The following is a 25,331-nucleotide window of genomic DNA, read 5'->3' on the forward strand; positions in this document are numbered from 1 at the left end:
AACCGGGGCCGCCACGGAAGGACGAATGGAACCACGCGCTCCAGTCCGCCCGTCCGCAGGAAACCCGCAAACAAACAAATCGAAACACGCAGCGCTTATCGCGGCTGCTGGACGATCGTTAAAATAGCGCAAGAATGAAAAATTTCAAGGGGTGCCCGGAGCAGAGGTGTGCAGGCTGTGCACAAGGGCGCGCGCCCGCTCAATCGCAGGTACAAAAGAGACCATGGAACGCTCTTCTGGCTCTTGAATCTCGCCGGCGGAGCCCATAGATGGTGCCCCCTGAACAGCACAACGCGTCCGAAGGCGCGATCAGAGGCGCTTGCAGACACGCGCATGCACGCACTCTTTTACCAGAGCGATACAGATGATTCGCTACCCAGAAAACGATAAAGCCGGTGTCGCTAACGAGCAATCGATTCCGGATGCGCTTCAGGGCGATGCCTTGCTGACCCAGCTTGTTGTGGAGCGGCTGAACCTTGGGATCTTCGTACTCGACCGTAACCTCAATGTTCTGTTGTGGAATCGGTTCATGCAGGATCACAGCGGCGTTGACGCCGAAGACGTGATCGGCCGCCCGGTGTTTGAGCGCTTTCCCGAACTGCCGCGTGCCTGGCTTGAGCGCAAGGTTGAAAGCGTATTCCAGCTTGGCGGCTTTGCCTTCAGCTCGTGGGAGCAGCGCCCCTACCTGTTCCGCTTCGATCACGACCGGCCCATTACGGGCGGCGTCGATTACATGCAGCAGGACTGTACCTTCATCCCGCTTCTGCGCGATCGCGAAGTGATCGCCGTGTGCGTGACGATCACCGACGTGACCCACGTGAGCGTGATGCAGCGAGAGCGCGAGGATGCCGTCTCCAGGCTGCGTGAATATGCCAACCGCGATGGTCTGACCGGCATAGGCAATCGCCGCTACTTCGAGACACGTCTGGCCGAGGAATTCTCGCGCTGGCAGCGTTACGGCGGCGAGCTTTCGGTGCTGCTGTTCGATCTCGATCACTTCAAGAAAATCAACGACGATTTCGGCCACGTGGCCGGCGACACCGTGTTGCGCACCATGGCGCAGCGTGTAGCGGGCGTGGTGCGAAAAGAAGACATCTTCGGGCGCTTCGGCGGCGAGGAATTCGCGCTGCTGCTGCCGGGCACGCCGCTCGACCATGCGACACACGTAGCCGAAAAAATCCGCCGCACGATTGGCGACACACCCGTGGAAGTTCAGGGCGAGGTTATCGCGGTGACGGCGAGCGTTGGAGTGACGTCCGTCAAACACGGAACGCCGGATCCGGACACCCTTATCAGTGACGCCGACGCTGCGCTCTATGACGCGAAGCGCCGCGGACGCAACCTCGTCGTTGCAGGCTGCAAGCCCTGTCTATCTGGCTGCGAATCGGGAACCGCACCCTGATGCGCTCGAAAGGGAACCGGGCGGCAGCCGGACTCGACGAGGTGATGGTCGGCAGTCAGCCCGTCGCGCACGAATGGTCGCGACATAAACATGGGATGCCTGAATGTTTCGACGCATATCGCAACGCGTCGTCCTTCGATCCAGGCTGAATCTCACACCAGAATTCCTGATGCCGTGCACCTAGACGGCGTGCTGCCTCATAGCGGTGGAAATGGCTGGCAAGCCAGAACTGACAGCCATCAAAGAAAACCTTCATGGCTGGATGCTCCGTGCGCATTGATCCACTGCGCACAGCGGCCATGGCGTGCTCCAGCGCAGCAGCATCCCGTATCCTCGCATCGGCAAGCTCCGGATTCACCGACAGTTGCAGAAACTTGAGATAGTCCAGACTGAGCACCCCATTGGGAAGTCGACCCGATGAGCGCGTGGGAAGACCAGAAAAGCCGGACATCGTGATGTTGATCAGGTGGAATAACTCACAGCCCGGCTCATTTATCAGCCATCAGATGCTTTATCACGAGTGCAGGGTCCGCGATATCCAGAATCAACCGGCGAAGGACACGACGACGCATATGATCTTCGTCTAGAGTCCACGGCTCCCCCTTCTCGCTAAGATAGCCAGCGAGCAGCACTTCCTGATTGACCCCGGCCGGAAGGTTCAGGCGAGCCGCAAGCAGTCCCGCAATGACATCATCAATTTCAATGGTCAGCGGCTTCGAGTCGATGGAGAGTTCCAGTTTCATGGTCGTCATCGAAAAAAAACGGCGCCGCATGACGGGGGCGACGTGCGACGCCGAATGGATTGCGCCGGCCGCGACTATTAGCCGGCGCATGCAGGAACTACAGTTGGGTCAGTACTCCAGCTCTGGCGTCGGTGCCTGCGCGGGCTTGTCGTCCTTCGGTGCTTCCGCGACCGTCGCATCGGTCGTCAGGATCAGCCCGGCAATCGACGCGGCGTTCTGTAGCGCCGTGCGCGTGACCTTGGTGGGATCGACCACGCCTGCCTCGACGAGATCGCCGTATTCACCGGTGGCCGCGTTATAGCCGAAGTTGCCCTTGCCTTCGAGCACCTTCGCGATGACCACGGAAGGCTCATCGCCAGCGTTTGAGGCGATCACGCGCAGCGGCGCTTCGAGTGCGCGCAGCACGATCTGGATGCCCGCGTCCTGATCGCTGTTGACTCCCTTGAGGCTCGTCACGGCCGAACGCGCGCGTATGAGCGCAACGCCACCGCCCGGCACGATGCCTTCCTCGACCGCCGCGCGCGTAGCGTGCAGCGCGTCGTCGACGCGGTCCTTCTTCTCCTTCATCTCGACCTCGGTGGCCGCACCGACCTTGATCACGGCCACGCCGCCTGCGAGCTTCGCGACGCGCTCCTGCAGCTTCTCGCGATCGTAGTCGCTCGTCGTTTCCTCGATCTGCGCACGGATCGACTTCACGCGCGCTTCAATGCGCTGCTCGTCGCCCGCCCCATCGATGATGATCGTGTCGTCCTTGCGGACTTCGACGCGTTTTGCACGCCCGAGGTCGTCGAGCGTCGTCTTCTGCAGTTGCTTGCCGGTTTCTTCCGAGATGACGGTCGCGCCCGTGAGGATCGCAATGTCTTCAAGCATGGCCTTGCGGCGGTCGCCAAAGCCCGGCGCCTTGACGGCGGCGACCTTGAGGATGCCGCGCATTGCGTTCACCACAAGCGTGGCCAGTGCTTCACCATCGATATCTTCCGCGACGATAAGCAGGGGCTTGCCCGCCTTCGAGGTCGCTTCGAGCACCGGCAGCAGGTCACGGATGTTCGAGATCTTCTTGTCGTGCAGCAGGATCAGGGCGTCGTCGAGATACGCGGCCTGCTTGTCCGGATCGTTGATGAAATAGGGACTCACATAGCCGCGGTCGAACTGCATGCCCTCGACCACGTCCAGCTCGTTCTCCAGTGACTTGCCATCCTCGACGGTGATGACACCTTCCTTGCCGACTTTCTCCATCGCGTCAGCAATGATTTTCCCGATTGCCTCGTCAGAGTTCGCCGAGATGGAGCCGACCTGGGCGATTTCACGGTTCGTTGAGATCGGCTTGGACAGCTTGCGCAGTTCGTCGAGCACGGCGGCGACCGCCTTGTCGATACCGCGCTTCAGGTCCATCGGATTCATGCCCGCGGCGACATGCTTCATCCCTTCCTGCACGATCGCCTGGGCAAGCACGGTTGCCGTGGTGGTGCCGTCCCCGGCCACATCTGCGGTTTTCGATGCAACCTGCTTGACGATCTGCGCGCCCATGTTCTCGAAGCGGTCCTTCAGCTCGATTTCTTTCGCGACCGACACCCCATCCTTCGTGATGGTGGGCGCGCCGAAGCTGCGCTCGATCAGCACGTTGCGGCCTTTGGGTCCGAGCGTGACTTTCACGGCATCGGCGAGCACGTTCACGCCCTTGACGATGCGGGCGCGGGCGCTGTCATGGAATTTGACGTCTTTGGCACTCATGTTTTTGCTCCGGGTAAAGTCGTTGACTCAACACGTCGCGAACGACCGCGCGGGTGTCCGCGACCGGTCGAAAGTTCAGGCGGCCTTGCGGGCGGCGCTGGCGTCGTCGGTGTCGAGGACGCCCATGACGTCCTCCTCGCGCATGACGAGCAGTTCCTCGCCATCGACCTTGACGGTCTGGCCTGCGTATTTGCCGAAGAGGACCCGATCACCAACCTTGAGCTGGAGCGCGCGAAGCGTTCCATCCTGCAGCAGCCGGCCGCTGCCGACCGCGATGACTTCGCCCTGTTCGGGCTTTTCTGCCGCCGAATCGGGAATCACGATGCCCGAGGCCGTCGTCCGCTGCGTCTCGATTCGCTTGACGATAACCCGGTCGTAGAGGGGACGAATCTGCATTCTCATCTCCTGAGCGATTAAAGGATCACCAATGAAGGAATCCGGCTGCGAGGCGCCGCAACGCGCACAGCGCTGCGGTACAGCCGTGCCAGAATCTGGCGGGAATCGAAGTAGGGGCGTTGCTCGCCTGCTTCAAGGGGGTGTGAAATCGCCTATTTGTAACAAATTGTTTCAATCCGGCAGCAGGATACGATGCACCGCACCAAGGCGATAAACCGTGCGGCCACGCCCTTCGCGGCGGCGTGGCACAGGCAGGACGGGACACGGCGGCCGGCGACCACCATCGGGATCCACGGTATCGTCCGGTTCATTGAGCAAGCCCCACAGGCCGCCCTTGACCGGGCGGAAAAGCCAGCGCAGATAGCCGCTGCGCGCCGCAAGCTGCATCAGCTCGGCGCGATCCGTTTCGTCATCGAGAAGCCTCGTGTTGCACGCTTCATCCCCTTCGTAGTCGCCAAACGCCTGCCGGCAGGCAAGCGCCTCGGCTGCGCTGGCGCCGATGGTGTTGCAGCCGCGCCGCTCGATGCGCTCGATGTCCCACGCGCCGGATTGCCAGGCCGCATCCAGCAGCATGGCGTCCACGGTCTCGAAGTTGTGCCACGGTGCGTCGATCCGGACAACCGACACGGGAACCGGTCGCGGCGGGATCTCGATGCCCGGCAGGACAAGCGGCGTGGCGCGCCGGAATCCGTGCCAGTGAAGTATTGCGATGAGTGGCGTATTCACCCGCGCCGCCGCCGTGACAGTGACCGCAAAGAGCGGCAAACGCACGACGTCGATCTGCTCCTGAAGCCTGTCGAAAAGGTCCATGAAACCTCCCGGTTGACATGTTGCAGGGCTACTTGAAATTTCCGGTCCTTGCGCTATTTTAAGCATCGCTCAGGCAGTCGCAATCAAGCGCTGCGTGTTTCGATTTGTTTGTCGGCGGGGTTTCCCACGGGCAGGCGGACTGGAGCGCGTGGTTCCATTCGTCTCGCGTGCGCGGCCCCGTTTCAGGGAGCCAGTCATGAGCGACTTTTTCTACAGCACCGATCTGCTTGGCGAATTCGACCGCCTGCAACGGCAGATCGCCAGCGCCTTCGCGGGATTTCCCGCAAGCCTGCGCGCTACGCGCAGCGAAACCTTTCCTCCCGTCAACGTTGGCAGTACCGACGACAGCATCGAGATCGTCGCGTTCGCGCCTGGACTCGATCCGGCGTCGATCGACGTCTCGATAGACAAGGGACTGCTCACCATCAGCGGCGAACGCAGCCCTGGCGAGACGGGAAGCGGGGACGAAACGCGCGTGTACGCCCGCGAGCGCTTCATGGGAGCGTTCCGCCGAGTGATCGAGTTGCCTCAGCACGCGGACCCCGACAAGGTCAGTGCGCGCTACGTGAACGGTTGTCTGACGGTGAGCGTTGGACGTTCCGAGGCATCAAAGCCACGCGCCATCGCCGTCCAATGAGTCTGGCGGCGATGAGTACGAGAAAGCACGGAGGACATCATGAACGACAGCACTGAACTGATCAGCCGCGAATCACACGCCGATGTTGCCTCGCACGAGGCTGCGCATGCTGCGAAACCACCTTTCCGTATCGCACCTGCGGTAGACATCGTCGAAGACAGTCACGGCATCACGCTTTTTGCAGACCTGCCGGGTGTGCCGCGCGAAAAGCTCGACGTGAGGGTGCAGGATAGCAGCCTGAACATCGAGGCCGAGGCAGTGATCCCGACGCCATCCGGGCTGCGCCTGCAGCATGGAGAAGTGCGCCACCCGCACTTCTGGCGCGCCTTTACGCTCAGCCCGGATTTCGACGTCTCGCGCATCGATGCGCAGTTGCGCGACGGCGTGCTGAAACTGACGATACCTCGCCGTGAAAATGCGAAGCCGCGACGCATTCAAGTGAACGTTGGTTAGGCATCCGCACGGAAGAAGGCCCGCTTATGCAGCGTGGCACGCACGGCCTGTGCCGCGTCACCAGTCATGCGGAGAATTTTATGGACAACGTACGCAGCCAAAGCTGGAAGGGCTTCATGATCGAGACCTTCGCGTTTGCGGTCAGACACTGCGGGTTGCCGGCAGGCTGGCCAGACAGGTACATGGCCACTGTGCGCATCCGGCGTGCGCAGCACACGGTCGCGGACTGGCATCTGCCGCGCTACGCCCAGCACTGCAGAAGCGCGGACGAGGCGCACCGGGAGACGATCGAGTACGCGATACGCGCGATCAACGCGGGCTGTCTGAACGATACGGGTTCGCCGGCGCGATTCGTCGCGTGACAGTGCCACGTTGCATGGTGGCGCAGCCCCTGTCTGGCTTGCACTACGTTTCGTTTTTCTGCAGGGCGCCCCTTGTTTCCGGCCCCTGCTTGACGGGAGAAGAAAATGCTCAGTCCACACGAATTTGCGACCCTGATGCTGGTTCGTCAGGCGCCGGACCAGCTCGACATGGATCGCGCCGAGCTGGACGCGCTGCTCGAACGCCAGCTGGTCATGCTGGAACACTGCGGCGCAGGCGCGCGACGCGCATACCTTACCGGGAAGGGCCAAATGTTCCTCGACGCGCTCCACCCGGGCGGTGCGTCCCGTCAAGGCCGAGGGACGACCGGCAAGCGGGGAGGCGAACGATCGGATATTCCCACCCTGCCCGGCAGCCAGGCCACGGATATCATGGTGCCGGGACGCGCAGGTTGAATGGCAGCGCGATCGCAACGCCAGGCTTGTCTTCCTCGCCTTGATGTGTGGCCGCAGGACGCGCAGCCTAAGCCTGTGCTTGAATGTTAGATGCCGTGTGTCGCATCGAACAATAAAAGAAACTGCGTCGCCGCGGCGCGTTGGAAGTAGTCACCTGCCGGAGGTGCGATATGAATGTCGACAAAGTCATCGAGTATCACGGCTGCGAGGTCCGGCCGGTAGTCACCGCTACCGGGACGGGCCGTTACGCAGCAGCAGCGATCGTCACCGATCGGGCTGGCGACACGCGCACGCTCGGCGTGGACGGGAACTTCGCGAACCCCGGGGAGGCATGCGATAAAGCGTTGGAACTCGCGCTCGCATGGATACAGCAACGCTCAGTCGTGTCGGACCGGTATGTACGACGGACCTCGCTCCCATTCAGCGAACGCCGAGCGCACTCGAGGCGAAAAAACGCGACTTGATTGATCGTCGATCCGATGCTGCTGCGCCAAGCCTGCGGAACCATCTGTGTTCAAGCTACTTCGAGGAAAAGAGAATGACGGACATCGTAGTCATCGATCCCGACAAAGACGTGCTTTATGAACGTATCCGGCTCCTGCTCTTCAGCGCGGATCTGCCGGTACAGCGTCTGGAAGCCGATATCGACAATATCGAACGTTTCACCGGGCCGGATGTGCGCTCACCGCATTTGCGCCTGGTCGAAGCTATGCCGCCGCTCACGCCCGCTGCTGAAGCGATCGTGCGCGCCATGATCCGCGCGTACGGCGTGGAGCTATTCGGGCGTGGCGGCGCGAATTCCAGGCTACGCGCCCTGATAAAGGCCGGACCAGTCAAGTTCGGACAAACCGCCTTGATGCTTGGGCCGGACGCGCCCGTTCCCGAGCGTGCCCGTCCGCTTGTCGATGAGTTCAACCAGATTTTCGAGCGCTATCCCGAGAGCGGCTTCGCGCAGGCTCGATGCCTGCTCTCGGCTGTAGGCCTGCCGGTCAACCGCGACGTGGATCGCCAAACACGTACCTCGCTCCAACGCGAGCAGTAAATTTGTCATGGCACCCAGCAGCCTTTACCAGCTTTGAAAGAGACCGACGATATCCGAGCAAAGGTCAGGCCTTCGCAACTCGACCCGACTACCTGAGCGGCAATGTCCTGGCTGGTGCAAAGGCCTTTCGCCGCTCATGCGCAGCGCTCGCAATGCGACTGCCTGCCAGGGTAGCAATGACTTGAGCTGATAAGCCCACAGTCACCGCTACCTGGCAGACAGTCAGACAGCGAAGCGCCTGACCACGAAACGCCTTGCGTGCGTAGTGCGTACACAGTACACAGGGCTCGGCGCTTCAGTCAGTGCACATCACTTCTTCAGCTTGTCCTTGACGTTATCGGCCACCTTGCCGACATTCGCCTGGACCTTGCCGGCGGTTTTCTCGGCAACCCCTTCCGCCTGGGTCGCGCGGTCCCCCGTCACTTTGCCGATCGCTTCCTTGATCGATCCCTTCACCTGCCTGGCAGCGCCTTCGATACGATTTTTGTCCATGATTACCTCCAGGTTAAAGATGGGTTGTCTGCATCCGTCGCGCAACTCGCTACGGACTAAATCCAGTATCGCCACATCCGGCACAGCGCAACAGAAGCGAATGCATCATCTGAACCAGTGCATTTGCCACACGAGGAAGCCGCGTCACTGGCCCTTCCCACGCCTCGCAGAACCGCCGCTCTGACGTGCCGCCGTAGCCGCCTTGCCGAAATGCCCACGGCTTTGCGCCCACACGATGGCTTCCGCCCGACTATGGACGTCGAGCTTCGCGTAGATCGTGGCCACGTGGTTGCGTACCGTGGCAGGCGACAGACCCAACGCTTTCGCGATGTCCTTATCCGAGAGTCCTCTGCACAATTGCTCGAAGACCTCGCATTCTCGCGCAGTCAGATCCGACAAATGAGCGCCGGCATCCGGCGCATTGGCGCGGCGAACATTTGCGAGCTTCTCGATCAGAGTCCGGCTGAACCACGAGGCGTCCTGCATGACCGTCTCGATCGCAGACACCAACTCCATTTCTGAACGCTTGCGGTCGGTGATGTCCAGTATCGCCATCAGGACACACTCCGTGCCGTGAATGGTCACGGGCTCCGCCGAGACGAGACAATCGAGCACGCTCCCGTCTTCGGCGCGGATCCGGAATTCGACGCTGCGCAGACTGCCGGACTGTTGCAGCAAATCGGCGATCTTCACGTCCGCGTCATCGATCCACAACTTCACTTCATCGATACGCTTGCCTACAATCTGTTCGGTGCTGAAGCCCGTCGTGGTCGTGAATGCATCGTTGATATCGAGCGTCATGCCGCCATCGGCCGCGTAGAGCACCGTTGGAATCGGGTTCATCCGGAACGAGCGCTCAAAGCGCTCCTCGCTCTGCTTGAGCGCCGTCTCCGCCCGCTTGCGCGGCTCCAGATCCATGAAGGTGAACAGCATACAGGCCTCATCACCTATTTCGATCGGCTGCCCGGCAACCACCACAAACTTCGAAATGCCCTCCGGCAATTTCAGTATCGCCTCCATCTGGGGGATGGTCGCCCCCTCTCTCAAACGCTCGATGGCAAGCTCGCGCCGTTCGGCGGCTTCGAACACGTCGAGTTCAAACACCGATCGGCCAATGACGTCTTCGCGCACATATCCGGTCATCTCCAGAAAACCCTGATTGACCTTGATATAGCGTTGATCCTGCAGTCGGCAAATCAGTGCGGGAGCGGGATTGGCGTTGAACGTTCTCTCGAAACGCTGCTCGGCGCTCGCCCAGTCGCTCGCGTCGTGAAGGATCAGCGCAAGGCAATCGGGTTCGTCGTTCGCGTTGGTCAGCACGAGGCTGCGAATGCGGTGAACCCAATGCGACTCTTCATCGTCGGTCCGGCTGACTTCGACGATGACGTCGCTAAAGCTTTCGCCCGCGATCACCCGGTCGATCGGATAGCTGCCGGGCTGCACCGGATGGTTATTGCGGTAGCGCAGCCGGAACCGTTCGCGATACTCGTCGACATTCGTCCCGAGATCAGCCAGCTCTTGCGCGCCGTGCATTTCGAGTGCGGCCTGATTGGCCCACACGATCGTCTGGTCCGGTTCCACCAGAATGACGCCTTCGGTCAGGCCGCTTATGATCTGATGCAACTGCTTGCGGTCGGTCTGCTTACGCAGCACCTTATCGTCGGTCAGTGCCTGCGCAGCGGCCTCACGATCATCAAGGGCATCGCTCATCTTCGTTTTCTCCCATTTCACCCAGGCGCCCGCCTCGCCCACACGGCGGCGGTCGGCTAAGCGGAGTTTGACACCAGCTTCGCCGCACTGCAAAGCCTGCCCCACCCTGTCATTCGCACCAGGCGCCAAGGTGCGAATGCATCATCCGCCATCGCCCGCCCCCTGCCTACACTGTGCATCGTTTCCGTTTCAACCTGATGCCATACCTGATGCCATGCTGGGGAGAAAAAATGTTCAGACCGGGCAAAAGACAGTTTATTGCAGCAGGCGGCGCCGCTATCGGCGTGCTTTGCCTCGGCGCCTGCACCACGACCAGACCGTCGGGTGCGCACACAGCAGCGTCGATCACAGAGCATGATCGCGCGATCGACGCCGACGTCAACGCGACCATCGAGCGGCTTTACGCAACGGTGAAAGGGTCCAGGGAGCTGATCGGCAAATCGCACGGCGCGCTCGTGTTTCCGTCCGTGGCCTCGGCAGGCTTCCTCGTGGGTGCGCAGTACGGCGAAGGCGCATTGCGCGTCGGCGGACGCACCGAGGGTTATTACAGCACCGCAGGCGGCTCCTTTGGTCCGCAGATCGGTGTGCAGTCGAAAGCACTGATATTCGCATTCCTTACCGAAGACTCGCTCACCCGCTTCAGGCATCTGGACGGCTGGGCAGCCGGCGCGGATGCCACCGTGGCTGTGTTCAAGGTCGGCGCGAACGGTGAACTCGACACTTCGAGCGCAACCAGTCCGATCGAGGTCTTCGTGCTGACCAACGCTGGATTGATGGCTGGCGTCTCAATCGAAGGCACGAAGGTCACCCGTGTGAAGCGCTAGTCGAACAGGCTGGCCTTGCTTCCCACACGAACATTCATGGAGCTTTCTGATGAACCAGTTTGATTCGATCCACCAACCCGTCCCCCTGATTCCGGCGCGCCTCTCGTGGAGCGCGGTGTTCGTCGGCTTTGTCATTGCGATGACCACCTATCTGTTTCTCGCCGTGCTCGGCACCGCGATTGGTGCGAGCGCCTTCGACCCGCTCGGCAACCGCAACCCGTTCAGCGGATTCGGTACGGCCGCCAGCATCTGGGTCGCTGTCTCAACGCTGCTGGCGCTGGTGGCTGGCGGGTTCTTCGCCGGCCGCTCCGCGCCGCGTCAAGGTGCACTGCATGGCTTTTTGTGCTGGTCGTTGACCACGCTTACCACCGCTTATCTGGTTTCAAGCGTGGCCAGCGGCGCGATCGGCACCGTGTCGGATGTAGCGGGCCGCGGCCTGTCCCTTGCCGGTCAGGGAATCGCCGCCGTGGCGCCGACGGTCGCATCGGGCGCCACGGCAGCGCTGCGCAGGAATGGCATTTCGCCGAATATCGACGATGTCGAGGCGAATATCGAAACCCTGCTGAGTCAGTCGGGCAAATCCGCACTCGCCCCTTCACAACTTGCTTCGGCCGCAAGCTCCGCAGCCGCGGATGCCGCCTCGACTGCAAGCAATGCTGCTGCCAACCCGCGGTCGTCCGGTTCTGATCTGAAGGATTTTTTCGCGCGGCTGAAACAGAAGGCCCAACCCGCGATGGATGCGTCTGACCGCGATGCGCTCGTGAACATCATCGTCGCTCGCACCGGCAAATCCCGGCAGGACGCCGAACAGATCGCCGATAACTATGAACAGACTTACAACCAGGCTCTGCAGCAATTGCACGAACTGGAGCAAACGGGCGAACAGAAGGCCCGCGAGGCTGGCGACGCGGCATCGGCCGGTGTGAGCCGGGTGGCGTGGACGGCCGCCATTGTTCTGCTGCTCGGCGCAGTTGTCGCGACGGTTGCAGGCCTGTTCGGAGAACGTACGAGCAGTGAAGTACCTGCGCCAGCCGTTGAAGAAACCATTCACTGAGCCAGGCGTGAAGGCTCGAACAGCGTGTTTAATGATAAAAGAGGATTGCCGATGAAAACACGTACTGCCATTTTTTCCCTGCTCACCGTCGTTTCGGTGCTGGTCTCGACGTCAGCCGCGTATGGCAGTGGTTGCCTCAAAGGCGCTGCGGTAGGGGGCGTAGCGGGCCATGTCGCCGGCCACCATGCCATCGCCGGCGCTGCCTTGGGATGTGCGGTCGGCCATCATGAGGCCAGGAAAAAGGAGAAAGCTGCCGCCGCACAGAATAGCGCTCGCGAAGAGCAATCTCATTGAGTGGCGGTACCTGCCCCCCGTGAGACTACGTGCTCAGAACACGGTTCCTCTGGAGCCGCGGAACCACGCATAGTATTAGACGACTTTCTTCGTTCCGAAAGGGCGTTCCGGTCGAAAACCTAAACTGCATCTGGCGATGCTTCGTCGACTGCGCGAGCATCACCAGACTGACTGGGCACGCGCAAGCATTGATACGGCGAGCGTACCGAGCCTTCCGGGCTGCATCCATGCATGGGTTCGCTGAACAGCAGACCCGCGAGCAACGGGACGCTCATTCCCGCGACGCTGACCAGCACAGATTGTTTGCCACCAGCCAGGCGCATCATCGCGTCGAACATTCCACCCATGCCGCGCCTGCGAACTTCGCCGTGAATAAGGAATCGGTTCGCCGCAATGCCGTTGCGCCGTTCGGCATAAAGCGCCTCGGTATCGCGCACTTCATCGCGTGAAGGTTTCGTGCGCACGCTGAGATAACCAACTGTCGCCCCTCTTTCAACGATCGGCGTGACGTTTGCGCGTACCCGATAGAAGTCGCCATTCTTGCGGCGGTTCTTCGCAAGCGCAGACCACGAGCGGCCAGCCTTGATCGTCGCCCACCTATCCGCAAAGGCCGCAGACGGCACGTCTGGATGGCGGATCAGATTGTGTGGTTGGCCGACAAGCTCATCACGCGTGTACCCCGAGACTTCGATGAATGCCCTGATTGAGCACTACAACCAGTCCGTACTCGACGCGGTACGTGACGTGGCCGTGACGGGCAACAGCTTGCAGGACCTCGAAGAAGAGACGAACCTGCAAACGCAGAGGATCGAGGCCGTGTCGTTCGCCTAGGCGAGCGCGCAGGCGCAGTACCAACGCGGCGTCGCGAGCCGCCTCGTGGTGACGGACGCTCGCCACGCGGTCCTGCTTGAGCGCGGCGCCCTGCTCGCTATCAACGCGCAACGGCTGAGCCAGAACATCGCGCTCACCGATGACGTCCAGCACGCGCCTGGCGTATCACTAGCGCATGCGCGCGCCATGCTCTGCCTGGCAGGCAGGCTCTGCCCCTCTCACCTGCACGGAACTGGCCCGACGCCTCGACTGGGACAGCAGCCATATCTCCCACGGGGTTCCCGTGCTGGCAGCGAAGAATCTGATCACGAGCCAGCGGTGCGCAGACGACCGCGGAGCGGTGCGGCTCTTGCTGACGCGCGCGGGCGCCACGCTCGCGGCATGCGATCGATCGGGCGGTTCATCGAATCCGCAGGATGCCTGAATGAAAGCATTTTGACTTCGGCGGCTGCCATCAGACCGACCGGCAGAACGCTGGGGAAGTACCCCGGGGATATGACTCTGTTTGATTCCGGAATAATGCTATCGGCAATTGAGGGTTAACCCAAACCCACTCGTGAGCTTAGACTTTTATGGAGCGCCATCGCGTTGCCCGCGGGGCCCACAAAAAACCTATGGGAAAGAGTTAATCATGAAATCGCTGATCCAGTCCGTTGCAGTCGCAGTTGCTATCGTCGCACCGCTTACCTCGTTCGCCCAGTCGAATAGCCAGATCACCCGTGCGCAAGTTCGCGCCGAGTTGGTCCAGCTTGAAAAAGCCGGCTACAACCCGGCCCGTGGCGAAGACCCCAACTACCCGGCAGACATTCAGGCCGCAGAAGCCAAGGTTGCCGCGACGAACGGCAATACGAGCGGTTATGGTGGCGCCACCAACGCGTCGTCGGACGCCGGTGCGCCGCACGACGTTCGGCTCTCGTCCTACTCTGCGCCGATTTACCAGCACCACTAAAGTGCAGCAGCGCGATACGCGCAGGTTCGTCGCTCACGTCCGTGCGGTAGAGGATGGCATCAGCACCATGGCTGCGGCGAGCGCAACGAAGCACCCGGCGAATACTTCCTCGATACGCAATTTCGCAAGCGGCACGATGTCGAAACCGAGCTGGGCATAAACGAGCCCGACGACCATGGTGATAAAGAACACGCCCCTCCCATACTCATGAAGAATGTGATAGGCCCAGCCGAAAACCGATAGTGCCGTCGCGGCCACGAGCACCCAGGGTTGGTGGCCGCATAAGGCAATGAGCAGCACGCTGGCCGCCGCGCCGGCCGACGTGCCCGCAATGCGCTTCATGACGCGAGCGCGCGTGCCCTGATACGAAGTCGTCCCAAAAAAAACGACGAACGTGCTGATGACCGCCCACATCGAGCGATCTTCCGACAATTCGCCGCCTGCCAGCATGGCGAGCAGTGCCGCGGCGGTGGCGACCAGGGCCGGCCGCCATGCAAGCAGGCGAAGCCGATGCGCGAGCGTGAACGAAGGCGGCACCGCGCAGTCTCGTTCCACCGGAATGACGACGCGGCCGACGAGCGCGAGGATGATCGGCACCATGGCCATCGCGGCGAGCATTTCCATGAGCTGTGCATGGGAAGGATGCAGGTACAGGCCGAGGTAAAAGGAAACCAGCGTGAGCAGCGCGGCGCCCACCGCACGCACGCCTAACGGTTGGCACAGCATGCCAACGAACACCACGAGCAGTGCCCCGGCGCCGCGCAGCAAAGGTTGCGAGGCAACCGCGGCCGCAGCGCCAAAGGAAGCGCAGGTGCAGAAATAGAGAATGAGGAGCGAGGTGAGCCAGCTAGACCAGCGCGCTTCACGAAGAAATAAAGGCGCAATCATCGCGAACAACGCGCCGGGCACCGCAAGCGTCGGCGCTTCGTGATGCTGGAGAGCCCACAGCACTCCGACACCCGCCGTCAGCAGACAAGCTAGCGTCGAACGCGCGGCTGCGCGCAAACGCGCGAATTCAGGGTCCTGGACAAGTGCGCGATTCAACGCGCGTGAGCAGGCGGCGATCATGGTCGACGATATCCGTACGTGTCGGCAACCCGGCTTGTGACCGTGGCCGACTCTCGGGCATGACAGCCCGGCATTGTGTGGACGCTTTATGCGCACTCATGCCGGGATCTCCGGTATGGCGTGCGCCCGGCGCAACGTACTTCCGGCGCGCGCACCAACGGCGTCGAGGGTACGACGCGCAGCAGGCGGCCCGGGTTTGCCCGATCATAACCGATCAAAATTACGCTGATGCGGCGATTCCTTCTGCGACCGCTTCGGCCACCCCCTTCTGCCATCCTGATGCGCATGAAAAAAAAGCAGCGACCACGTCCTGAATCACCCGCTCGCTCATTGCCTGTGGCTCGCTCATGATGGAAAACTCCACGCCATCGCACAGCTTATGAAGGCGAGCGCGACGGCATCCGGCTGCAGGGACAATGGCTGCCGGCGCACTGCGAAATCGAGCGGATCAACGCGCTGACCTGATCGAGCCTTTCATGCCTGAAGGCCTTTACAACTCAAGCGACACCTGCGGTATGGGTTAGATCGCCTTCTGCGGTGTCACCGCCTGGGCGTGCACAGGCCAGCTCTCCCCGGCGCGGGTCAAGCCGGGGAGTACAGGACATGCTAGAACATCTTGCGAAGCCCGACCGCCACACCCAGTTGATTCGTTCTACCAATCGAGTTGGTCGGTACGTTGGCGGCATCGACTCCACCCGGATAGTCGGCAGCGAAGGCACCGGTGCCGCGTGACCAGTCGGTGATTGCGTAGACTTCCGTATGCTTCGAGAACGAGTACTCGGCGAGAATACTGGCCGACTGGTTCACGCCCCTTCCAAGGTGACCGTCGAGCAGAAGCGCATTGCGCGTCTTGCCGTAGTAATACGCAAACGTGAACAGCAGCGGAGCGCTAGCTTGCCAGTTGGCACCGACATAATACGTATCGTCGATACGGTCAGGGCTGTAACCATGAAGTTGCGGCGCCCCATTTTGCTGCATATTGTAGTCGGTCAACCCCGTCTGGTCCTGCCCGTGCAGCCAGCCGGCGAGCAGGCGGACATCGTGGTTGACCTGATACGCGCCACTGATGTGAAAGAAATTGGTCTTGCCGCCATTGATTGCACTGCCGATATTGTTGCCAACAGATGAGCCGGTCGCAGATGTCGGCACGGAGACCTGCTGGAAGCCGGCGTTCAGCATGGCGGGACCATACGAGTACGTCAATTCCACGGCATAGGTCGCTCCGAGACCCACTGCACCGGGCTGGTTACCGAAGCCGTAAAGGGCGTCGATCGCGAGGTTGTCAAACGTGCCCTTGTACTTGACCGAGTTGTTGACTTCCAGATAACTGCCGATACCGTTGTACATCCAGCTGTTTTGCCAGTAGTTACCCACCGTCAACGGGTCGAAAATATCGCCCAGGGTATCGTAAGCGGGCGCATATTGCTTGCCAAAGGTCAGTGCGCCCCACTTGTCGCTCGACAGCCCCACGAAGGCCTGCCGGCTGAACAACGTGTTAGCCTGGTGGAGTTGTCCATCAAATGCTTCGAAACCGTTTTCCAGGCGGAAGATCGCGGAGAGCCCGTTCCCCAGATCCTCGGATCCCCTCAAGCCCCAACGGCTGTGAGTTTCCGGGCCCGAGGTCATGGAAACCTGATCACCGCCGCCGGGGGCGGCGTTGGTTTGATAACGGATAGCGTTGTCAACCAGACCGTACAGCGTGACTGAACTTTGTGCAAAAGCCGATGACGCAGCAACACCGAAAAGCGCAGCTACAGCAGCCGAGATTGCGACTTTCTTCATTTTCGTCCTGACCATAATTAAATACGTCCCAACTCGTTCAATTCTTCACAAAAATAGAACAGGTGAACTTCACCGGGAGAATAGTCCGTTGCATTTTTTCTGCACAGCGTTCTTTAATCGCTGTTGTATATTTCTCATGCGTGGCGTACGGCACATTCGGCGAAAACTCCGGCCAAACAAGGCTCTTTTCAATTGCCAGAATTTCTGGAAATGTCTAATTCAATCAGACGCTCAATCCCATCGAGGTATTCAGTACGGTAACCCGCGCCCGCGCCCCGGTAATAGAAAACTGGCGCGCACACTGTCACGACCAGCATGTCCCACCCGTAGGACAGTACGCAGAGACCACCGAAATCCTTGCTGCCGCGCCACGGCGAGCCTTGCATAACCGTGCGGCACCTTGCTGGAAGTTAACGTCGTCACCCGAAAATGTCGGTTAGGTGTCGCGACGTCACGAAATCAGCGCTTTGGCTGATCGCGGATTTGTCTGCCGTGGACGAACGGTTGGCACGAGAAGTCCGGCGGGCCGGACTTCTCGTGTGCTACGTCTATGCTTTAGCGTGCGAAACGAATGTCGAGCGAACGCAGATAAGTCTGCAGACCGGCATCCTGAAGCGGAATGACGTATGCGACCTCATCCGACTCGTTGAAGTGTGCATGCCAGTAACCCGGAGGCGTGACGAATGCCATCCCGGGCGTCCAGTCGACGCGCACCGGATCGACAATGTTGCCTTCCTCGTCGATCTCCGTGCCAACCAGGGTGTAGACACCAGGCTTGCAATCCGGAATGAAGTCGAGTGCGATCGACTGATGGCGATGCGGCTTTTGCACCGTATGGGGCGCCACCACGCCGAACATGGCCCACATCGAGTGGGTAACGGTACGCGTCTGCGGGAAATTAGCGTTTCCGAGCAACACGCTGATCCGATTGCGCTGGCTAGCGCCCGGTGCCGCTGCGACCTTCTTGAGTTCCTCCTTCGCGCGGTCAGCCGGATAGAGGGTGGGCTGGAAACGTTGGCGCGACACCTGCGTGCCCAGGTAGTTGAGCAGCGGGCCATCGTTGACATAGTAGATGCGCGCCGTGGCATCAGCGGCCAACACAGCTTCGTCACCGCCGGGCAGCGCGAAGAAGTCGCCCTCGGAGAAGCTGAACGCCGACTCGGCCTGCGAGACCGTGCCCTTACCTTCCAGCACGTAGAAGACCTGTGAGGTAGCGTTCGGATTGAGCGAAAGCTTTTCGCCCCCTTCGATACGCAGGAAATTCGCCAGCAGGCCGGGGCCGGTCGCCGGGTAATCAACGCCCAGATCCTTCGAGAGATCAAGCGGCACAATACGTGTCGAACCGCTGTCGTAGAGCTCGGAATGGAACGAATGATACGGCACGCGCGAAATCAGTTTCGCGCCGATCGGGTTGGCCGAGCTGGTGTATTCAAAATATTCAGCGTCGCGCATCGCGGCATCGTCGTCGAGACGAAGAGAGGAAATAGCGGTTTTTTCGAGCATGGGAGACATCCTTACTAACGTTTAAATGCGGTCGCAAACATTGCGTGTCGCGCACGTGTGTGACAGACGGACGCAGTGTCGATGTCAATATAGGGAGATCGCCGGCCGGCCAGAACTGCGCCAACGAAAAATCAGCTTTGCGCAAAGGGGATAGCGTGACAGGAAACGCGGTAGTAGCCTTTGGCTAGAACGCTTCCTGTGCGTACCGAATTGCAGTCGAATCGGCGAGATTCCGACAAAAGGCAAGAACAACAGCTAGCGCCAGAGATCTGCTTTGCGGGCAAGGGCCAACGGCATCGAAGGAAAGGAGAACCGTCTCCAGCAGGAACACACCCTCGACATCCTCGGCAAGGCCTATGTGAAGGCCCAGAACGACCTTCGAAGACAGGCTGCCGCGCTAGCGCCTCGCCATGATAGACGCCATGCCATTGGGAAAAGCAGCATTGCGCAACTTGGATAACGCTATTGATCGATCGGCTCTGTTTTTCTTGCTATAAATGCAGCGAAAATATTGTCAGTATTTGCAGCTGCAATTTATCGAGATCCCGATGAATTCTGAAGGGCATTCATGAATGCTTTCAAGACGTACCTTGCATGGCCATAGCCTGGCCCGTCCCTTAAGCCTCGTTATTTCGCCCCCTTTGCTCGGCGTTACGCGAAGACAAGCGCCGCCAGCAATTAAAGGTCCCAATAGTCTTCTTTGCTGAATAATTCCGCATAGAAGTCGATAAAGGCGCGTACTTTCGTCGAGACCGTTTTCTTGGGCGGATAAACTGCCCAGATCGCTGGCGTAGCGGCTGTGGGTTGGACCTCCCACTCCGGTAGCAGCCTGACGAGTTGCCCGTTGCGCACGGCGTCGCCAATCGCCCAGGTTGGCAGCAATGCGGCACCGCAACCGGCGATTGCAAGGTCGAGAAGCGCTTCCGTGTCGTCCGCGCGAATTCGCCCTCCCAGGCGCACCGTGAGCTGACTGGCCTCTGCCCTGGCGGTTCGGTCGACGAAGATCCAGCGGTCGTCCGCCGCAAGCGGAAAGCGCAGCGTCACATGTGTCGACAGATCCTCAGGAGAAGACGGGGTTCCGGTCCGGGCCACGTACCGCGGGCTGGCGCAGACGACGCGCCGGTGCGGCGCCAGTCGGCGCGCCATGAGTTGCGAGTCGGGCAAGGCGCCGATCCGGATGGCCAGATCGATGCCCGAGTCGATGATCTTGAGGACTTCGTCGGTCATGACAGCGTCGACGTCGATTTTGGGGAAGCGCTCCAGAAATTCGGGCAGATGGCGGATGATGTGGCGCCGGCCGAACGCCGTGGGCATGGTCACACGCAAGAGGCCGCGCGGCGAGCTATTCAAGGCCGCCGTGACCGCTCGTGCTTCTTCGAGGCTCTGCAGGACCTGCAGCGTTTGCTCGTAAAACACCCGACCGCCTTCGGTCAGAACCAGGCCGCGTGTCGACCGGTTGAAGAGTGCGATCGCAAGATCTTGTTCGAGATCCCTAACGCTACGGGAGACGGTTGAGGTTTTGACGCCGAGTTTTGCGGCCGCCTGACTGAAGCTGCCCAGTTCGGCTGCGTAGCGAAACGCCCGCATCGCGGAGAAGTAGTCCATCAGGTGGGTGTCCAGAAAACAGGAGCGTACAGTCGAAGCTTACGGCAAAAAAGCTCCGCCGCGAGTGTACGTCCCTGCGAGCATCAGAGCCATCCTATTTTTGCAAAGCTGATCTTCTGTGATGCCAAATGCGGCTATTTACCAATGCTGGCCGGGCGTCGCGCCTGGCGATATGCCGCTATCAGAAGAATGGCAGCCGGGTATTTTGCTCAACATCGAAGCATCGGTTGAACGGTTCGAGCTTGCGCCTCAGATTGCCCTCAATGCTCCAGTCACAAGCGCACAGTCCTGCGCGGACAACCGGCATGTGACGACCGAGGCAGACGTGATAGCCGGTGTAAAGCAACGCATGGGAACACGATGAATTTATTTCGGCGCGGCACGCTGCAACCGCAGTATCAATCAGCGGCCAGAAGGCGGGCCAGAGCGATGCCGCTCCGGCCCGCCATCAGTATCAGCATCAGCAAAAATTAACGCTGGTTCACCGTTGCGGTATTGTTGGAGCCGGTCAGGCGGATGTTTGCATAATTGCCGTTACCTTGCTGTGCCAAGGGTAACGCTATTGCCAATACCATTCTGCGTCACGTATCCGTCGTTGCCCGATCCGTAGACCTGCGTCGCGAGGATGCTGTTTTCGTAGCCGGTTTGCGCGAGGCTCAGCACATCATTCGCGCCATGCTGCGATGCGGAGACAAAGTTGCCGATCCCGCCATTCTCGAATCGAACGCTCCGGACTGCAGGATCGATGCATGGTTGGCGGCAGCGGATTGACTGCAAAGTCCCGAGCTACGTAACTCGAATGCGCTACGCGAAATTCCTGACAATTCATCTCGCTTACAATCAAGCAAAAATATTTGATTTTTATTTATTCTAATTTAAAAAAATAGACTTCATCATCAGGAATTAGATTTTTAATGCCGCAAACTTTTCAAGTCGGCGCGCACGTCGCGAGGAATACCGGTCATCTGCATGCGCAAGGCTGCAAATCGGCTTTTTATTGCCCGCTCATGGGGAACTCATGGGGAATACAGAGCAATTGCGATGCCGGGCGTGCAGATCATCCCGATCCCGCCGGGCGCACGACTTGCTCAAGCAGTCAGTCCCACTAAAGCCGATTCCATTGCAGGAGGCCATCATGGCAAACACTCCCCAGTCCCAGCAAAGCGGTGCACGCATTGTCGGCAGAGGCAGCGAGACCGCCGCGGGTCCCGGCCCGGCCATCATGGCGGCGAACACGCTGGAAGGTAACCGCGTGCTGAGTTCGGATGACGAGGATCTCGGCAAGATCAAGGAAGTCATGCTCGATGTGCAGCACGGGCGCATTGCCTACGCCACCACTCAGGTCCACGCGTACTTTCACACCACCCCGCACTGGCAAAGCGATCCCCTCGCGCACGCGAAGCGCATCGAAACGGGCGCAGCCTGCGACGAACCGCTGGAGCCGCCCGAAGCCGGCGGCGTGAAGCTGTAATGGCGCGCGCGCTTTCTGCGCACTGGCGCACGGCGCTGTCCGCTTTACTCGCCGAAGAAACGCTGCCGCTGGACGCGCAGACGCTCGGGCTAGCATCGCGGCGGCTGGTTGCGGCCTTCCCGGCGCTGCCCTCGCCGGGCGGTGGGAACACGCTCGCGCGCTGGCAGTTCCTTGCCGATGTCGCCGCCCGCGATCTCTCGCTCATCAAGGTCTACGAAGCTCACGCCGACGCGCTGGCGATCCTCGCGGAGCTTGAGTGTGAAACGTTTGAGCCAGAGTCGGAGCGCCAGGACGCGATCTGGGCCGTCTGGGCCGCACGCTCGCGCCAAAATGAACTGCGCTTTGCATCGCGCGAAGGCGCGCAGGTGCGGCTGAGTGGCACCAAGGCCTGGTGTTCGGGTGCGCACATCGTCTCGCACGCACTCGTTACCTGCGTCGACGCACAAGGCGCGGACTGGCTTGCCGCCGTGAAGCTGGATCAACCTGGCGTGAACGTGAGCACGCGCGGCTGGGCAGCCGTGGGCATGGCGGCGACGCAAAGTGTGGAGGTCGATTTCGACCAGGCCCACGCCACGCTGGTCGGCGCAAGCGGCGCCTATGTTCAGCGCACCGGCTTCTGGCACGGCGGCGCGGGCATCGCGGCCTGCTGGTACGGCGGCGCGATTGCGCTGGCCACTCGCCTTCGGGAGGCGGCGCAGCGCCGCGACAACCCGCATTTGCGCGCGCACCTCGGAGCAGCGGATGTGGCATTGGCCGCCGCACGCGCGTACCTGCAAGAGAGCGCCCAGCAGATCGACTCCTCGCCCGACGCCATGCCTGCGGCCGCCATGCAGCTTGCGCTACGCACGCGCGGCGTGGTCGAAAGCGCGGTGCAAAGCGTGCTGCACGCTTGCGCGCGCGGTCTGGGCGCAGGCCCTTTTTGCCAGGACGCGCGCTTCGCACGCATGGCCGCCGACCTGCCGGTCTTCTTGCGGCAAAGCCACGCCGAAGCCGATCTGGTCCAACTCGCAGCCACCCTCGATGCGCGCGACGATTGGCCCCTGTAATACTTCGCCGGGCGCCGTGGATCGGGCTCGCACCCCAGTTCGACGACGCACCTGGCGAAGTCTGCGTGACGATCTCCCGGTCTGACGCCAAGTCACGCGACATCGCGCGGCGCGGCGGCCGCGCTGAACCGACCGCCGCGCTGTCGCGCTCAACGACTCACGCGGGAACCGTTTCGGCAAGCGCTGCACGCGACCACACGCGATGCTGTCCGGCGGCCTCAATGAAGGCCGCCAGTACGCGCTTGAGATCGGCGGCATCGCCTTGGGCCACGCCGTCGGCGTGATCGGGCAACTGTGCGGCGCTCAATAGCAAACGCCCTGTATCCACCGCGCCAATCGCCTTGAGATGCTTGAACGCCTCGTTGACGAAGTGACGCGCATCGCCCGATTGCACGAGCGCTTGCGCCGCCTTCTCGCCGCCAACGACAAATACCGCATCGAACATCACCGAAGGCATGCCGGCGATGGTCGCGTCAGGCACCAGACCGTCGATGGGTTCGAGCGTCGGGGCGATCAACCATGCACTCGCGCCCTCCCTGGCGAACGCATCGCGCAATTGTTTGAGCGTCGCGGCGTCGCCCCCTGGCGCGCTTAGCATCGCGATCTTGCGCGTGGCAATGCCAGGCTTCACGCGATTGAGCAGACTCAGCGCGGGCGAGGCCGCAAGCGTTGGCTTGCGACGCTTCGCTCCCGCCTTGGGCCTGGGCAGTCCCAGCGCCTGGGCTACGCTGCCAGCCAGATCCGCGTCGATATTCACGAGGATCTCATTGACCACGCGCTCGCGTATCTCCGGCCGCTTGACCTTGCCGAGTTCGAACGAATACGCCGCGAGGATATGCGCTTTCTCCGGTTCCGACATGCTCTGATAAAACAACGTCGCCTGCGAAAAGTGATCGGCGAACGACTCGCTGCGCACGCGGATCTTCACACCATCCATGCGCTCCTGATAGCTTTCGAAACCGCCGTCCTTCGGCGCGGTTTCTTTCGGCCAGCCCTCGCCCACTGAATTCGGCTCGTAAGACGCGTCGCCCACGTTGATGGTCTGTCGATGCATCCCGTCGCGTTGATTGTTCTGGAAAGGGCACACCGGGCGATTGATCGGAATTTCGTGGAAATTCGGTCCGCCAAGACGGCTGATCTGCGTATCGGTATAAGAGAACAAACGCCCCTGCAAAAGCGGATCATTGGTGAAATCGATGCCGGGCACGATATGGCCCGGATGAAAGGCCACCTGTTCGGTTTCGGCGAAGAAATTGTCCGGGTTGCGATTGAGCGTCATCTTGCCGATCAGCTTGACAGGCACCAGTTCTTCGGGAATCAGCTTGGTCGGATCGAGCAGATCGAAGTCGAACTTGTGCTCGTCGGCTTCCTCAACGATCTGCACGCCTAATTCGTACTCCGGATAATCACCGCGTTCGATCGCTTCCCAAAGATCGCGCCGATGAAAATCGGGGTCCTTACCGGCGATTTTCTGCGCTTCGTCCCAGAGCAGCGAATATGAACCCAGCACCGGACGCCAGTGCCATTTCACGAAACGTGCGCGTCCTTTTGCGTCGATCAGCCGGAACGTGTGCACGCCAAAGCCTTCCATCGTACGCAAGCTTTTCGGGATCGCGCGATCGGACATGGCCCAGATCACCATGTGCGCGCTTTCCGGCACCAGCGAAACGAAGTCCCAGAACGTGTCGTGCGCGGAGGCGCCGGTGGGCATTTCATTAGGCGCTTCGGGCTTCACCGCGTGTACGAAGTCGGGAAACTTGATTGCGTCCTGGATAAAGAACACCGGCATGTTATTGCCCACCAGATCGAAATTGCCCTCTTCGGTATAGAACCTGGTGGCAAAGCCGCGCACGTCGCGCACGGTATCCGCCGAGCCGCGCGGCCCTTGCACCGTCGAAAAGCGTACATAAACAGGCGTAGTCTTCGATGGGTCCTGCAGGAAGTGCGCGCGTGTGATGGCGGCCTGAGATTCGTAGACCTGGAAATAGCCGTGCGCCGCCGAACCGCGCGCGTGCACGATCCGCTCGGGAATGCGTTCGTGATCGAAATGCGTGATCTTCTCGCGCATGATGAAGTCTTCGAGCAAGGTTGGGCCACGCGTGCCCGCTCGCAGGCTGTTCTGGTTATCGGCGATCTTTACGCCCTGATTGGTACGAAGCGCCTCGCCTTCGGGGTAGGCGCGAAAGAGTTCGAGGCTTTGCGACTTGGCATCGGGGTCATTGGGCTGATGGGCTTGTGCGGTCTTTTTGCTTTGGGGACGATTGCGATGTGGCATGCGTGGCTCCTGAGGGTAAGTCTGCAGAAGCGCAATCCCTGTGCCGTTGTGCCGTCAGGTGAGAACATGACCGCTGAAAGTCTGGGCGTAACGCGAGTTGCGCTGCCTATGGAAAATATAACCGACACGTGTGGGTTCTTATCTGGCAGTCGAGCGCGGGCGTCTGTGTTGTATGCTGCGCCAGGTGCACGTCGCGCAATCAAGCCCGTGCTTCACAAAGGCCAAGCCATGAAGTCACCCAAAACGCTGTTATTGATCGCTCTCCTCCTGCCGGCCATCGACTACGCCCAGGCATCGCAAACCTATTACTTCGGCGAAGGTCAGAGCACGCCTCAGTCACACCACGCCAGCAAACCCACCCGCAAACAAGCCCATCGTCGCCATACCAGCCGACATTCGCCGCATCCGGACCAGTATTCGCATTCGTGATTCGCCAG

28 protein-coding genes and 3 pseudogenes are annotated in these 25,331 nt (G+C 60.8%); 16 read left to right on the forward strand and 15 right to left on the reverse strand.

The features are described 5' to 3' along the window. Nucleotides 1-319: 319 nt before the first annotated feature. Nucleotides 320-1,402 carry a diguanylate cyclase gene (locus tag F4827_RS19020; protein ID WP_260175301.1) on the forward strand — a complete coding sequence of 361 codons (1,083 nt, stop codon included), beginning with the start codon at nucleotides 320-322 and terminating at the stop codon, nucleotides 1,400-1,402. Nucleotides 1,403-1,457: 55 nt separating this feature from the next. On the opposite strand, the gene F4827_RS19025 is transcribed toward F4827_RS19020, so the two are convergent. The 5 genes from F4827_RS19025 to F4827_RS19045 all read right to left on the reverse strand — a co-directional run bounded on the left by F4827_RS19025 (nucleotide 1,458) and on the right by F4827_RS19045 (nucleotide 5,082). After that, on the reverse strand, nucleotides 1,458-1,853 hold the full coding sequence (locus tag F4827_RS19025; RefSeq protein ID WP_183725921.1) for a hypothetical protein: 396 nt from the start codon (nucleotides 1,851-1,853) through the stop codon (nucleotides 1,458-1,460). Nucleotides 1,854-1,890: 37 nt separating this feature from the next. Next, complete coding sequence (locus F4827_RS19030; RefSeq protein WP_183725923.1) at nucleotides 1,891-2,145, reverse strand: hypothetical protein; 255 nt, start codon at nucleotides 2,143-2,145, stop codon at nucleotides 1,891-1,893. Nucleotides 2,146-2,253: 108 nt separating this feature from the next. Beyond that, the gene (groL, locus tag F4827_RS19035) at nucleotides 2,254-3,876 is read right to left on the reverse strand and encodes a chaperonin GroEL (protein ID WP_183725925.1); all 1,623 of its coding nucleotides are present in this window, start codon (nucleotides 3,874-3,876) and stop codon (nucleotides 2,254-2,256) included. 75 nt (nucleotides 3,877-3,951) lie between these two features. After that, complete coding sequence (gene groES, locus F4827_RS19040; protein ID WP_183725927.1) at nucleotides 3,952-4,272, reverse strand: co-chaperone GroES; 321 nt, start codon at nucleotides 4,270-4,272, stop codon at nucleotides 3,952-3,954. A 171-nt stretch (nucleotides 4,273-4,443) separates the two neighbouring features. After that, nucleotides 4,444-5,082 (reverse strand): diguanylate cyclase, encoded by a 639-nt coding sequence (locus F4827_RS19045; protein ID WP_183725929.1) that lies wholly within the window; start codon nucleotides 5,080-5,082, stop codon nucleotides 4,444-4,446. 196 nt (nucleotides 5,083-5,278) lie between these two features. On the opposite strand from F4827_RS19045, the gene F4827_RS19050 reads away from it, so the two are divergent. The 6 genes from F4827_RS19050 to F4827_RS19070 all read left to right on the forward strand — a co-directional run bounded on the left by F4827_RS19050 (nucleotide 5,279) and on the right by F4827_RS19070 (nucleotide 7,990). After that, nucleotides 5,279-5,719 carry an Hsp20/alpha crystallin family protein gene (locus tag F4827_RS19050; RefSeq protein ID WP_183725931.1) on the forward strand — a complete coding sequence of 147 codons (441 nt, stop codon included), beginning with the start codon at nucleotides 5,279-5,281 and terminating at the stop codon, nucleotides 5,717-5,719. Nucleotides 5,720-5,758: 39 nt separating this feature from the next. After that, on the forward strand, nucleotides 5,759-6,172 hold the full coding sequence (locus F4827_RS19055) for an Hsp20/alpha crystallin family protein (protein WP_183725933.1): 414 nt from the start codon (nucleotides 5,759-5,761) through the stop codon (nucleotides 6,170-6,172). A 26-nt stretch (nucleotides 6,173-6,198) separates the two neighbouring features. Then, nucleotides 6,199-6,534: a hypothetical protein gene (locus F4827_RS19060; protein WP_260184602.1), complete on the forward strand. Its 336-nt coding sequence runs from the start codon at nucleotides 6,199-6,201 to the stop codon at nucleotides 6,532-6,534. A 105-nt stretch (nucleotides 6,535-6,639) separates the two neighbouring features. Further along, nucleotides 6,640-6,948 (forward strand): hypothetical protein, encoded by a 309-nt coding sequence (locus F4827_RS35395; RefSeq protein ID WP_260175302.1) that lies wholly within the window; start codon nucleotides 6,640-6,642, stop codon nucleotides 6,946-6,948. A gap of 170 nt (nucleotides 6,949-7,118) precedes the next feature. Continuing rightward, nucleotides 7,119-7,412 carry a hypothetical protein gene (locus F4827_RS35400; RefSeq protein ID WP_260175303.1) on the forward strand — a complete coding sequence of 98 codons (294 nt, stop codon included), beginning with the start codon at nucleotides 7,119-7,121 and terminating at the stop codon, nucleotides 7,410-7,412. Then, on the forward strand, nucleotides 7,310-7,990 hold the full coding sequence (locus F4827_RS19070) for a hypothetical protein (protein ID WP_260175328.1): 681 nt from the start codon (nucleotides 7,310-7,312) through the stop codon (nucleotides 7,988-7,990). Before F4827_RS35400 ends, F4827_RS19070 begins: the two co-directional genes overlap by 103 nt. Before the next feature lie 309 nt (nucleotides 7,991-8,299). Here the strand turns inward: F4827_RS19070 and F4827_RS19075 are convergent, their stop codons facing one another. Beyond that, nucleotides 8,300-8,482, reverse strand: coding sequence for a CsbD family protein (locus F4827_RS19075; protein ID WP_183725937.1), 183 nt, complete (start codon nucleotides 8,480-8,482; stop codon nucleotides 8,300-8,302). A gap of 144 nt (nucleotides 8,483-8,626) precedes the next feature. Continuing rightward, nucleotides 8,627-10,192, reverse strand: a complete 1,566-nt coding sequence (locus F4827_RS19080) for a PAS domain S-box protein (protein WP_183725939.1) — start codon at nucleotides 10,190-10,192, stop codon at nucleotides 8,627-8,629. Between the two features lie 230 nt (nucleotides 10,193-10,422). Here F4827_RS19080 and F4827_RS19085 point away from each other — a divergent pair, with 230 nt between their 5' ends. The 4 genes and pseudogenes from F4827_RS19085 to F4827_RS19100 form a co-directional block, all read left to right on the forward strand. After that, the gene (locus F4827_RS19085) at nucleotides 10,423-11,016 is read left to right on the forward strand and encodes a YSC84-related protein (protein WP_183725941.1); all 594 of its coding nucleotides are present in this window, start codon (nucleotides 10,423-10,425) and stop codon (nucleotides 11,014-11,016) included. A 49-nt stretch (nucleotides 11,017-11,065) separates the two neighbouring features. After that, on the forward strand, nucleotides 11,066-12,070 hold the full coding sequence (locus tag F4827_RS19090; RefSeq protein WP_183725943.1) for a hypothetical protein: 1,005 nt from the start codon (nucleotides 11,066-11,068) through the stop codon (nucleotides 12,068-12,070). A gap of 51 nt (nucleotides 12,071-12,121) precedes the next feature. Next, the gene (locus tag F4827_RS19095; RefSeq protein ID WP_183725945.1) at nucleotides 12,122-12,364 is read left to right on the forward strand and encodes a hypothetical protein; all 243 of its coding nucleotides are present in this window, start codon (nucleotides 12,122-12,124) and stop codon (nucleotides 12,362-12,364) included. A gap of 121 nt (nucleotides 12,365-12,485) precedes the next feature. Next, a pseudogene (locus F4827_RS19100) lies at nucleotides 12,486-12,584 on the forward strand (IS5/IS1182 family transposase); the annotation flags it as partial. Between the two features lie 301 nt (nucleotides 12,585-12,885). On the opposite strand, the pseudogene F4827_RS35975 reads toward F4827_RS19100, so the two are convergent. Next, nucleotides 12,886-13,068, reverse strand: a pseudogene (locus F4827_RS35975) (PAS domain-containing protein); the annotation flags it as partial. Here F4827_RS35975 and F4827_RS35980 point away from each other — a divergent pair. Then, on the forward strand, nucleotides 13,055-13,195 hold the full coding sequence (locus tag F4827_RS35980) for a hypothetical protein (protein WP_183725947.1): 141 nt from the start codon (nucleotides 13,055-13,057) through the stop codon (nucleotides 13,193-13,195). The pseudogene F4827_RS35975 and the gene F4827_RS35980 overlap by 14 nt on opposite strands. A gap of 631 nt (nucleotides 13,196-13,826) precedes the next feature. Next, nucleotides 13,827-14,144, forward strand: a complete 318-nt coding sequence (locus tag F4827_RS19120) for a DUF4148 domain-containing protein (protein WP_183725951.1) — start codon at nucleotides 13,827-13,829, stop codon at nucleotides 14,142-14,144. Between the two features lie 33 nt (nucleotides 14,145-14,177). On the opposite strand, the gene F4827_RS19125 is transcribed toward F4827_RS19120, so the two are convergent. The 6 genes from F4827_RS19125 to F4827_RS35985 all read right to left on the reverse strand — a co-directional run bounded on the left by F4827_RS19125 (nucleotide 14,178) and on the right by F4827_RS35985 (nucleotide 20,677). Continuing rightward, a complete protein-coding gene (locus F4827_RS19125) occupies nucleotides 14,178-15,149 on the reverse strand; it encodes an FUSC family protein (protein ID WP_183725953.1) in 972 nt (323 codons plus the stop codon). Nucleotides 15,150-15,432: 283 nt separating this feature from the next. Further along, nucleotides 15,433-15,561 (reverse strand): hypothetical protein, encoded by a 129-nt coding sequence (locus tag F4827_RS35405; protein WP_260175304.1) that lies wholly within the window; start codon nucleotides 15,559-15,561, stop codon nucleotides 15,433-15,435. Nucleotides 15,562-15,818: 257 nt separating this feature from the next. Beyond that, nucleotides 15,819-16,994, reverse strand: a complete 1,176-nt coding sequence (locus F4827_RS19130; protein WP_183725955.1) for a porin — start codon at nucleotides 16,992-16,994, stop codon at nucleotides 15,819-15,821. Between the two features lie 555 nt (nucleotides 16,995-17,549). Next, a complete protein-coding gene (locus F4827_RS19140) occupies nucleotides 17,550-18,497 on the reverse strand; it encodes a cupin domain-containing protein (protein ID WP_183725957.1) in 948 nt (315 codons plus the stop codon). A 678-nt stretch (nucleotides 18,498-19,175) separates the two neighbouring features. Beyond that, nucleotides 19,176-20,102, reverse strand: a complete 927-nt coding sequence (locus F4827_RS19145; protein WP_183725959.1) for a LysR family transcriptional regulator — start codon at nucleotides 20,100-20,102, stop codon at nucleotides 19,176-19,178. A gap of 470 nt (nucleotides 20,103-20,572) precedes the next feature. Further along, nucleotides 20,573-20,677 carry a hypothetical protein gene (locus tag F4827_RS35985; protein ID WP_409258815.1) on the reverse strand — a complete coding sequence of 35 codons (105 nt, stop codon included), beginning with the start codon at nucleotides 20,675-20,677 and terminating at the stop codon, nucleotides 20,573-20,575. Between the two features lie 560 nt (nucleotides 20,678-21,237). Between F4827_RS35985 and F4827_RS35410 the strand changes: the two are divergent. Both F4827_RS35410 and F4827_RS19165 read left to right on the forward strand, forming a co-directional pair. Beyond that, a pseudogene (locus tag F4827_RS35410) lies at nucleotides 21,238-21,432 on the forward strand (PRC-barrel domain-containing protein); the annotation flags it as partial. Between the two features lie 140 nt (nucleotides 21,433-21,572). Next, nucleotides 21,573-22,619: an acyl-CoA dehydrogenase family protein gene (locus F4827_RS19165; protein WP_183725968.1), complete on the forward strand. Its 1,047-nt coding sequence runs from the start codon at nucleotides 21,573-21,575 to the stop codon at nucleotides 22,617-22,619. A gap of 157 nt (nucleotides 22,620-22,776) precedes the next feature. On the opposite strand, the gene katE is transcribed toward F4827_RS19165, so the two are convergent. Beyond that, nucleotides 22,777-24,894 carry a catalase HPII gene (katE, locus tag F4827_RS19170; protein WP_183725970.1) on the reverse strand — a complete coding sequence of 706 codons (2,118 nt, stop codon included), beginning with the start codon at nucleotides 24,892-24,894 and terminating at the stop codon, nucleotides 22,777-22,779. A 228-nt stretch (nucleotides 24,895-25,122) separates the two neighbouring features. Between katE and F4827_RS19175 the strand changes: the two genes are divergently transcribed. Beyond that, nucleotides 25,123-25,323, forward strand: a complete 201-nt coding sequence (locus tag F4827_RS19175) for a hypothetical protein (RefSeq protein ID WP_183725972.1) — start codon at nucleotides 25,123-25,125, stop codon at nucleotides 25,321-25,323. Nucleotides 25,324-25,331 lie beyond the last annotated feature (8 nt).

The organism is Paraburkholderia bannensis (assembly GCF_014200455.1).
Lineage (GTDB): Bacteria > Pseudomonadota > Gammaproteobacteria > Burkholderiales > Burkholderiaceae > Paraburkholderia > Paraburkholderia bannensis_A.

What these genes read in the sequence shown, in the direction of transcription:
- F4827_RS19055 (WP_183725933.1), top strand. Translation starts at nt 5,759, where the DNA reads ATGAACGACAGCACTGAACTGATCAGCCGCGAATCACACGCCGATGTT.
- F4827_RS35980 (WP_183725947.1), top strand. Translation starts at nt 13,055, where the DNA reads ATGAATGCCCTGATTGAGCACTACAACCAGTCCGTACTCGACGCGGTA.
- F4827_RS19090 (WP_183725943.1), top strand. Translation starts at nt 11,066, where the DNA reads ATGAACCAGTTTGATTCGATCCACCAACCCGTCCCCCTGATTCCGGCG.
- F4827_RS19085 (WP_183725941.1), top strand. Translation starts at nt 10,423, where the DNA reads ATGTTCAGACCGGGCAAAAGACAGTTTATTGCAGCAGGCGGCGCCGCT.
- F4827_RS35395 (WP_260175302.1), top strand. Translation starts at nt 6,640, where the DNA reads ATGCTCAGTCCACACGAATTTGCGACCCTGATGCTGGTTCGTCAGGCG.
- F4827_RS19140 (WP_183725957.1), bottom strand. Translation starts at nt 18,497, where the DNA reads ATGCTCGAAAAAACCGCTATTTCCTCTCTTCGTCTCGACGACGATGCC.
- groL (WP_183725925.1), bottom strand. Translation starts at nt 3,876, where the DNA reads ATGAGTGCCAAAGACGTCAAATTCCATGACAGCGCCCGCGCCCGCATC.
- katE (WP_183725970.1), bottom strand. Translation starts at nt 24,894, where the DNA reads ATGCCACATCGCAATCGTCCCCAAAGCAAAAAGACCGCACAAGCCCAT.
- F4827_RS35405 (WP_260175304.1), bottom strand. Translation starts at nt 15,561, where the DNA reads ATGAGCGAGCCACAGGCAATGAGCGAGCGGGTGATTCAGGACGTGGTC.
- F4827_RS19070 (WP_260175328.1), top strand. Translation starts at nt 7,310, where the DNA reads ATGGATACAGCAACGCTCAGTCGTGTCGGACCGGTATGTACGACGGAC.
- F4827_RS19080 (WP_183725939.1), bottom strand. Translation starts at nt 10,192, where the DNA reads ATGAGCGATGCCCTTGATGATCGTGAGGCCGCTGCGCAGGCACTGACC.
- F4827_RS35985 (WP_409258815.1), bottom strand. Translation starts at nt 20,677, where the DNA reads ATGGTATTGGCAATAGCGTTACCCTTGGCACAGCAAGGTAACGGCAAT.
- F4827_RS19130 (WP_183725955.1), bottom strand. Translation starts at nt 16,994, where the DNA reads ATGAAGAAAGTCGCAATCTCGGCTGCTGTAGCTGCGCTTTTCGGTGTT.
- F4827_RS19175 (WP_183725972.1), top strand. Translation starts at nt 25,123, where the DNA reads ATGAAGTCACCCAAAACGCTGTTATTGATCGCTCTCCTCCTGCCGGCC.
- F4827_RS19030 (WP_183725923.1), bottom strand. Translation starts at nt 2,145, where the DNA reads ATGAAACTGGAACTCTCCATCGACTCGAAGCCGCTGACCATTGAAATT.
- F4827_RS19145 (WP_183725959.1), bottom strand. Translation starts at nt 20,102, where the DNA reads ATGGACTACTTCTCCGCGATGCGGGCGTTTCGCTACGCAGCCGAACTG.
- F4827_RS19120 (WP_183725951.1), top strand. Translation starts at nt 13,827, where the DNA reads ATGAAATCGCTGATCCAGTCCGTTGCAGTCGCAGTTGCTATCGTCGCA.
- F4827_RS19075 (WP_183725937.1), bottom strand. Translation starts at nt 8,482, where the DNA reads ATGGACAAAAATCGTATCGAAGGCGCTGCCAGGCAGGTGAAGGGATCG.
- F4827_RS19025 (WP_183725921.1), bottom strand. Translation starts at nt 1,853, where the DNA reads ATGTCCGGCTTTTCTGGTCTTCCCACGCGCTCATCGGGTCGACTTCCC.
- groES (WP_183725927.1), bottom strand. Translation starts at nt 4,272, where the DNA reads ATGCAGATTCGTCCCCTCTACGACCGGGTTATCGTCAAGCGAATCGAG.
- F4827_RS19050 (WP_183725931.1), top strand. Translation starts at nt 5,279, where the DNA reads ATGAGCGACTTTTTCTACAGCACCGATCTGCTTGGCGAATTCGACCGC.
- F4827_RS19095 (WP_183725945.1), top strand. Translation starts at nt 12,122, where the DNA reads ATGAAAACACGTACTGCCATTTTTTCCCTGCTCACCGTCGTTTCGGTG.
- F4827_RS19045 (WP_183725929.1), bottom strand. Translation starts at nt 5,082, where the DNA reads ATGGACCTTTTCGACAGGCTTCAGGAGCAGATCGACGTCGTGCGTTTG.
- F4827_RS19060 (WP_260184602.1), top strand. Translation starts at nt 6,199, where the DNA reads ATGCAGCGTGGCACGCACGGCCTGTGCCGCGTCACCAGTCATGCGGAG.
- F4827_RS35400 (WP_260175303.1), top strand. Translation starts at nt 7,119, where the DNA reads ATGAATGTCGACAAAGTCATCGAGTATCACGGCTGCGAGGTCCGGCCG.
- F4827_RS19165 (WP_183725968.1), top strand. Translation starts at nt 21,573, where the DNA reads ATGGCGCGCGCGCTTTCTGCGCACTGGCGCACGGCGCTGTCCGCTTTA.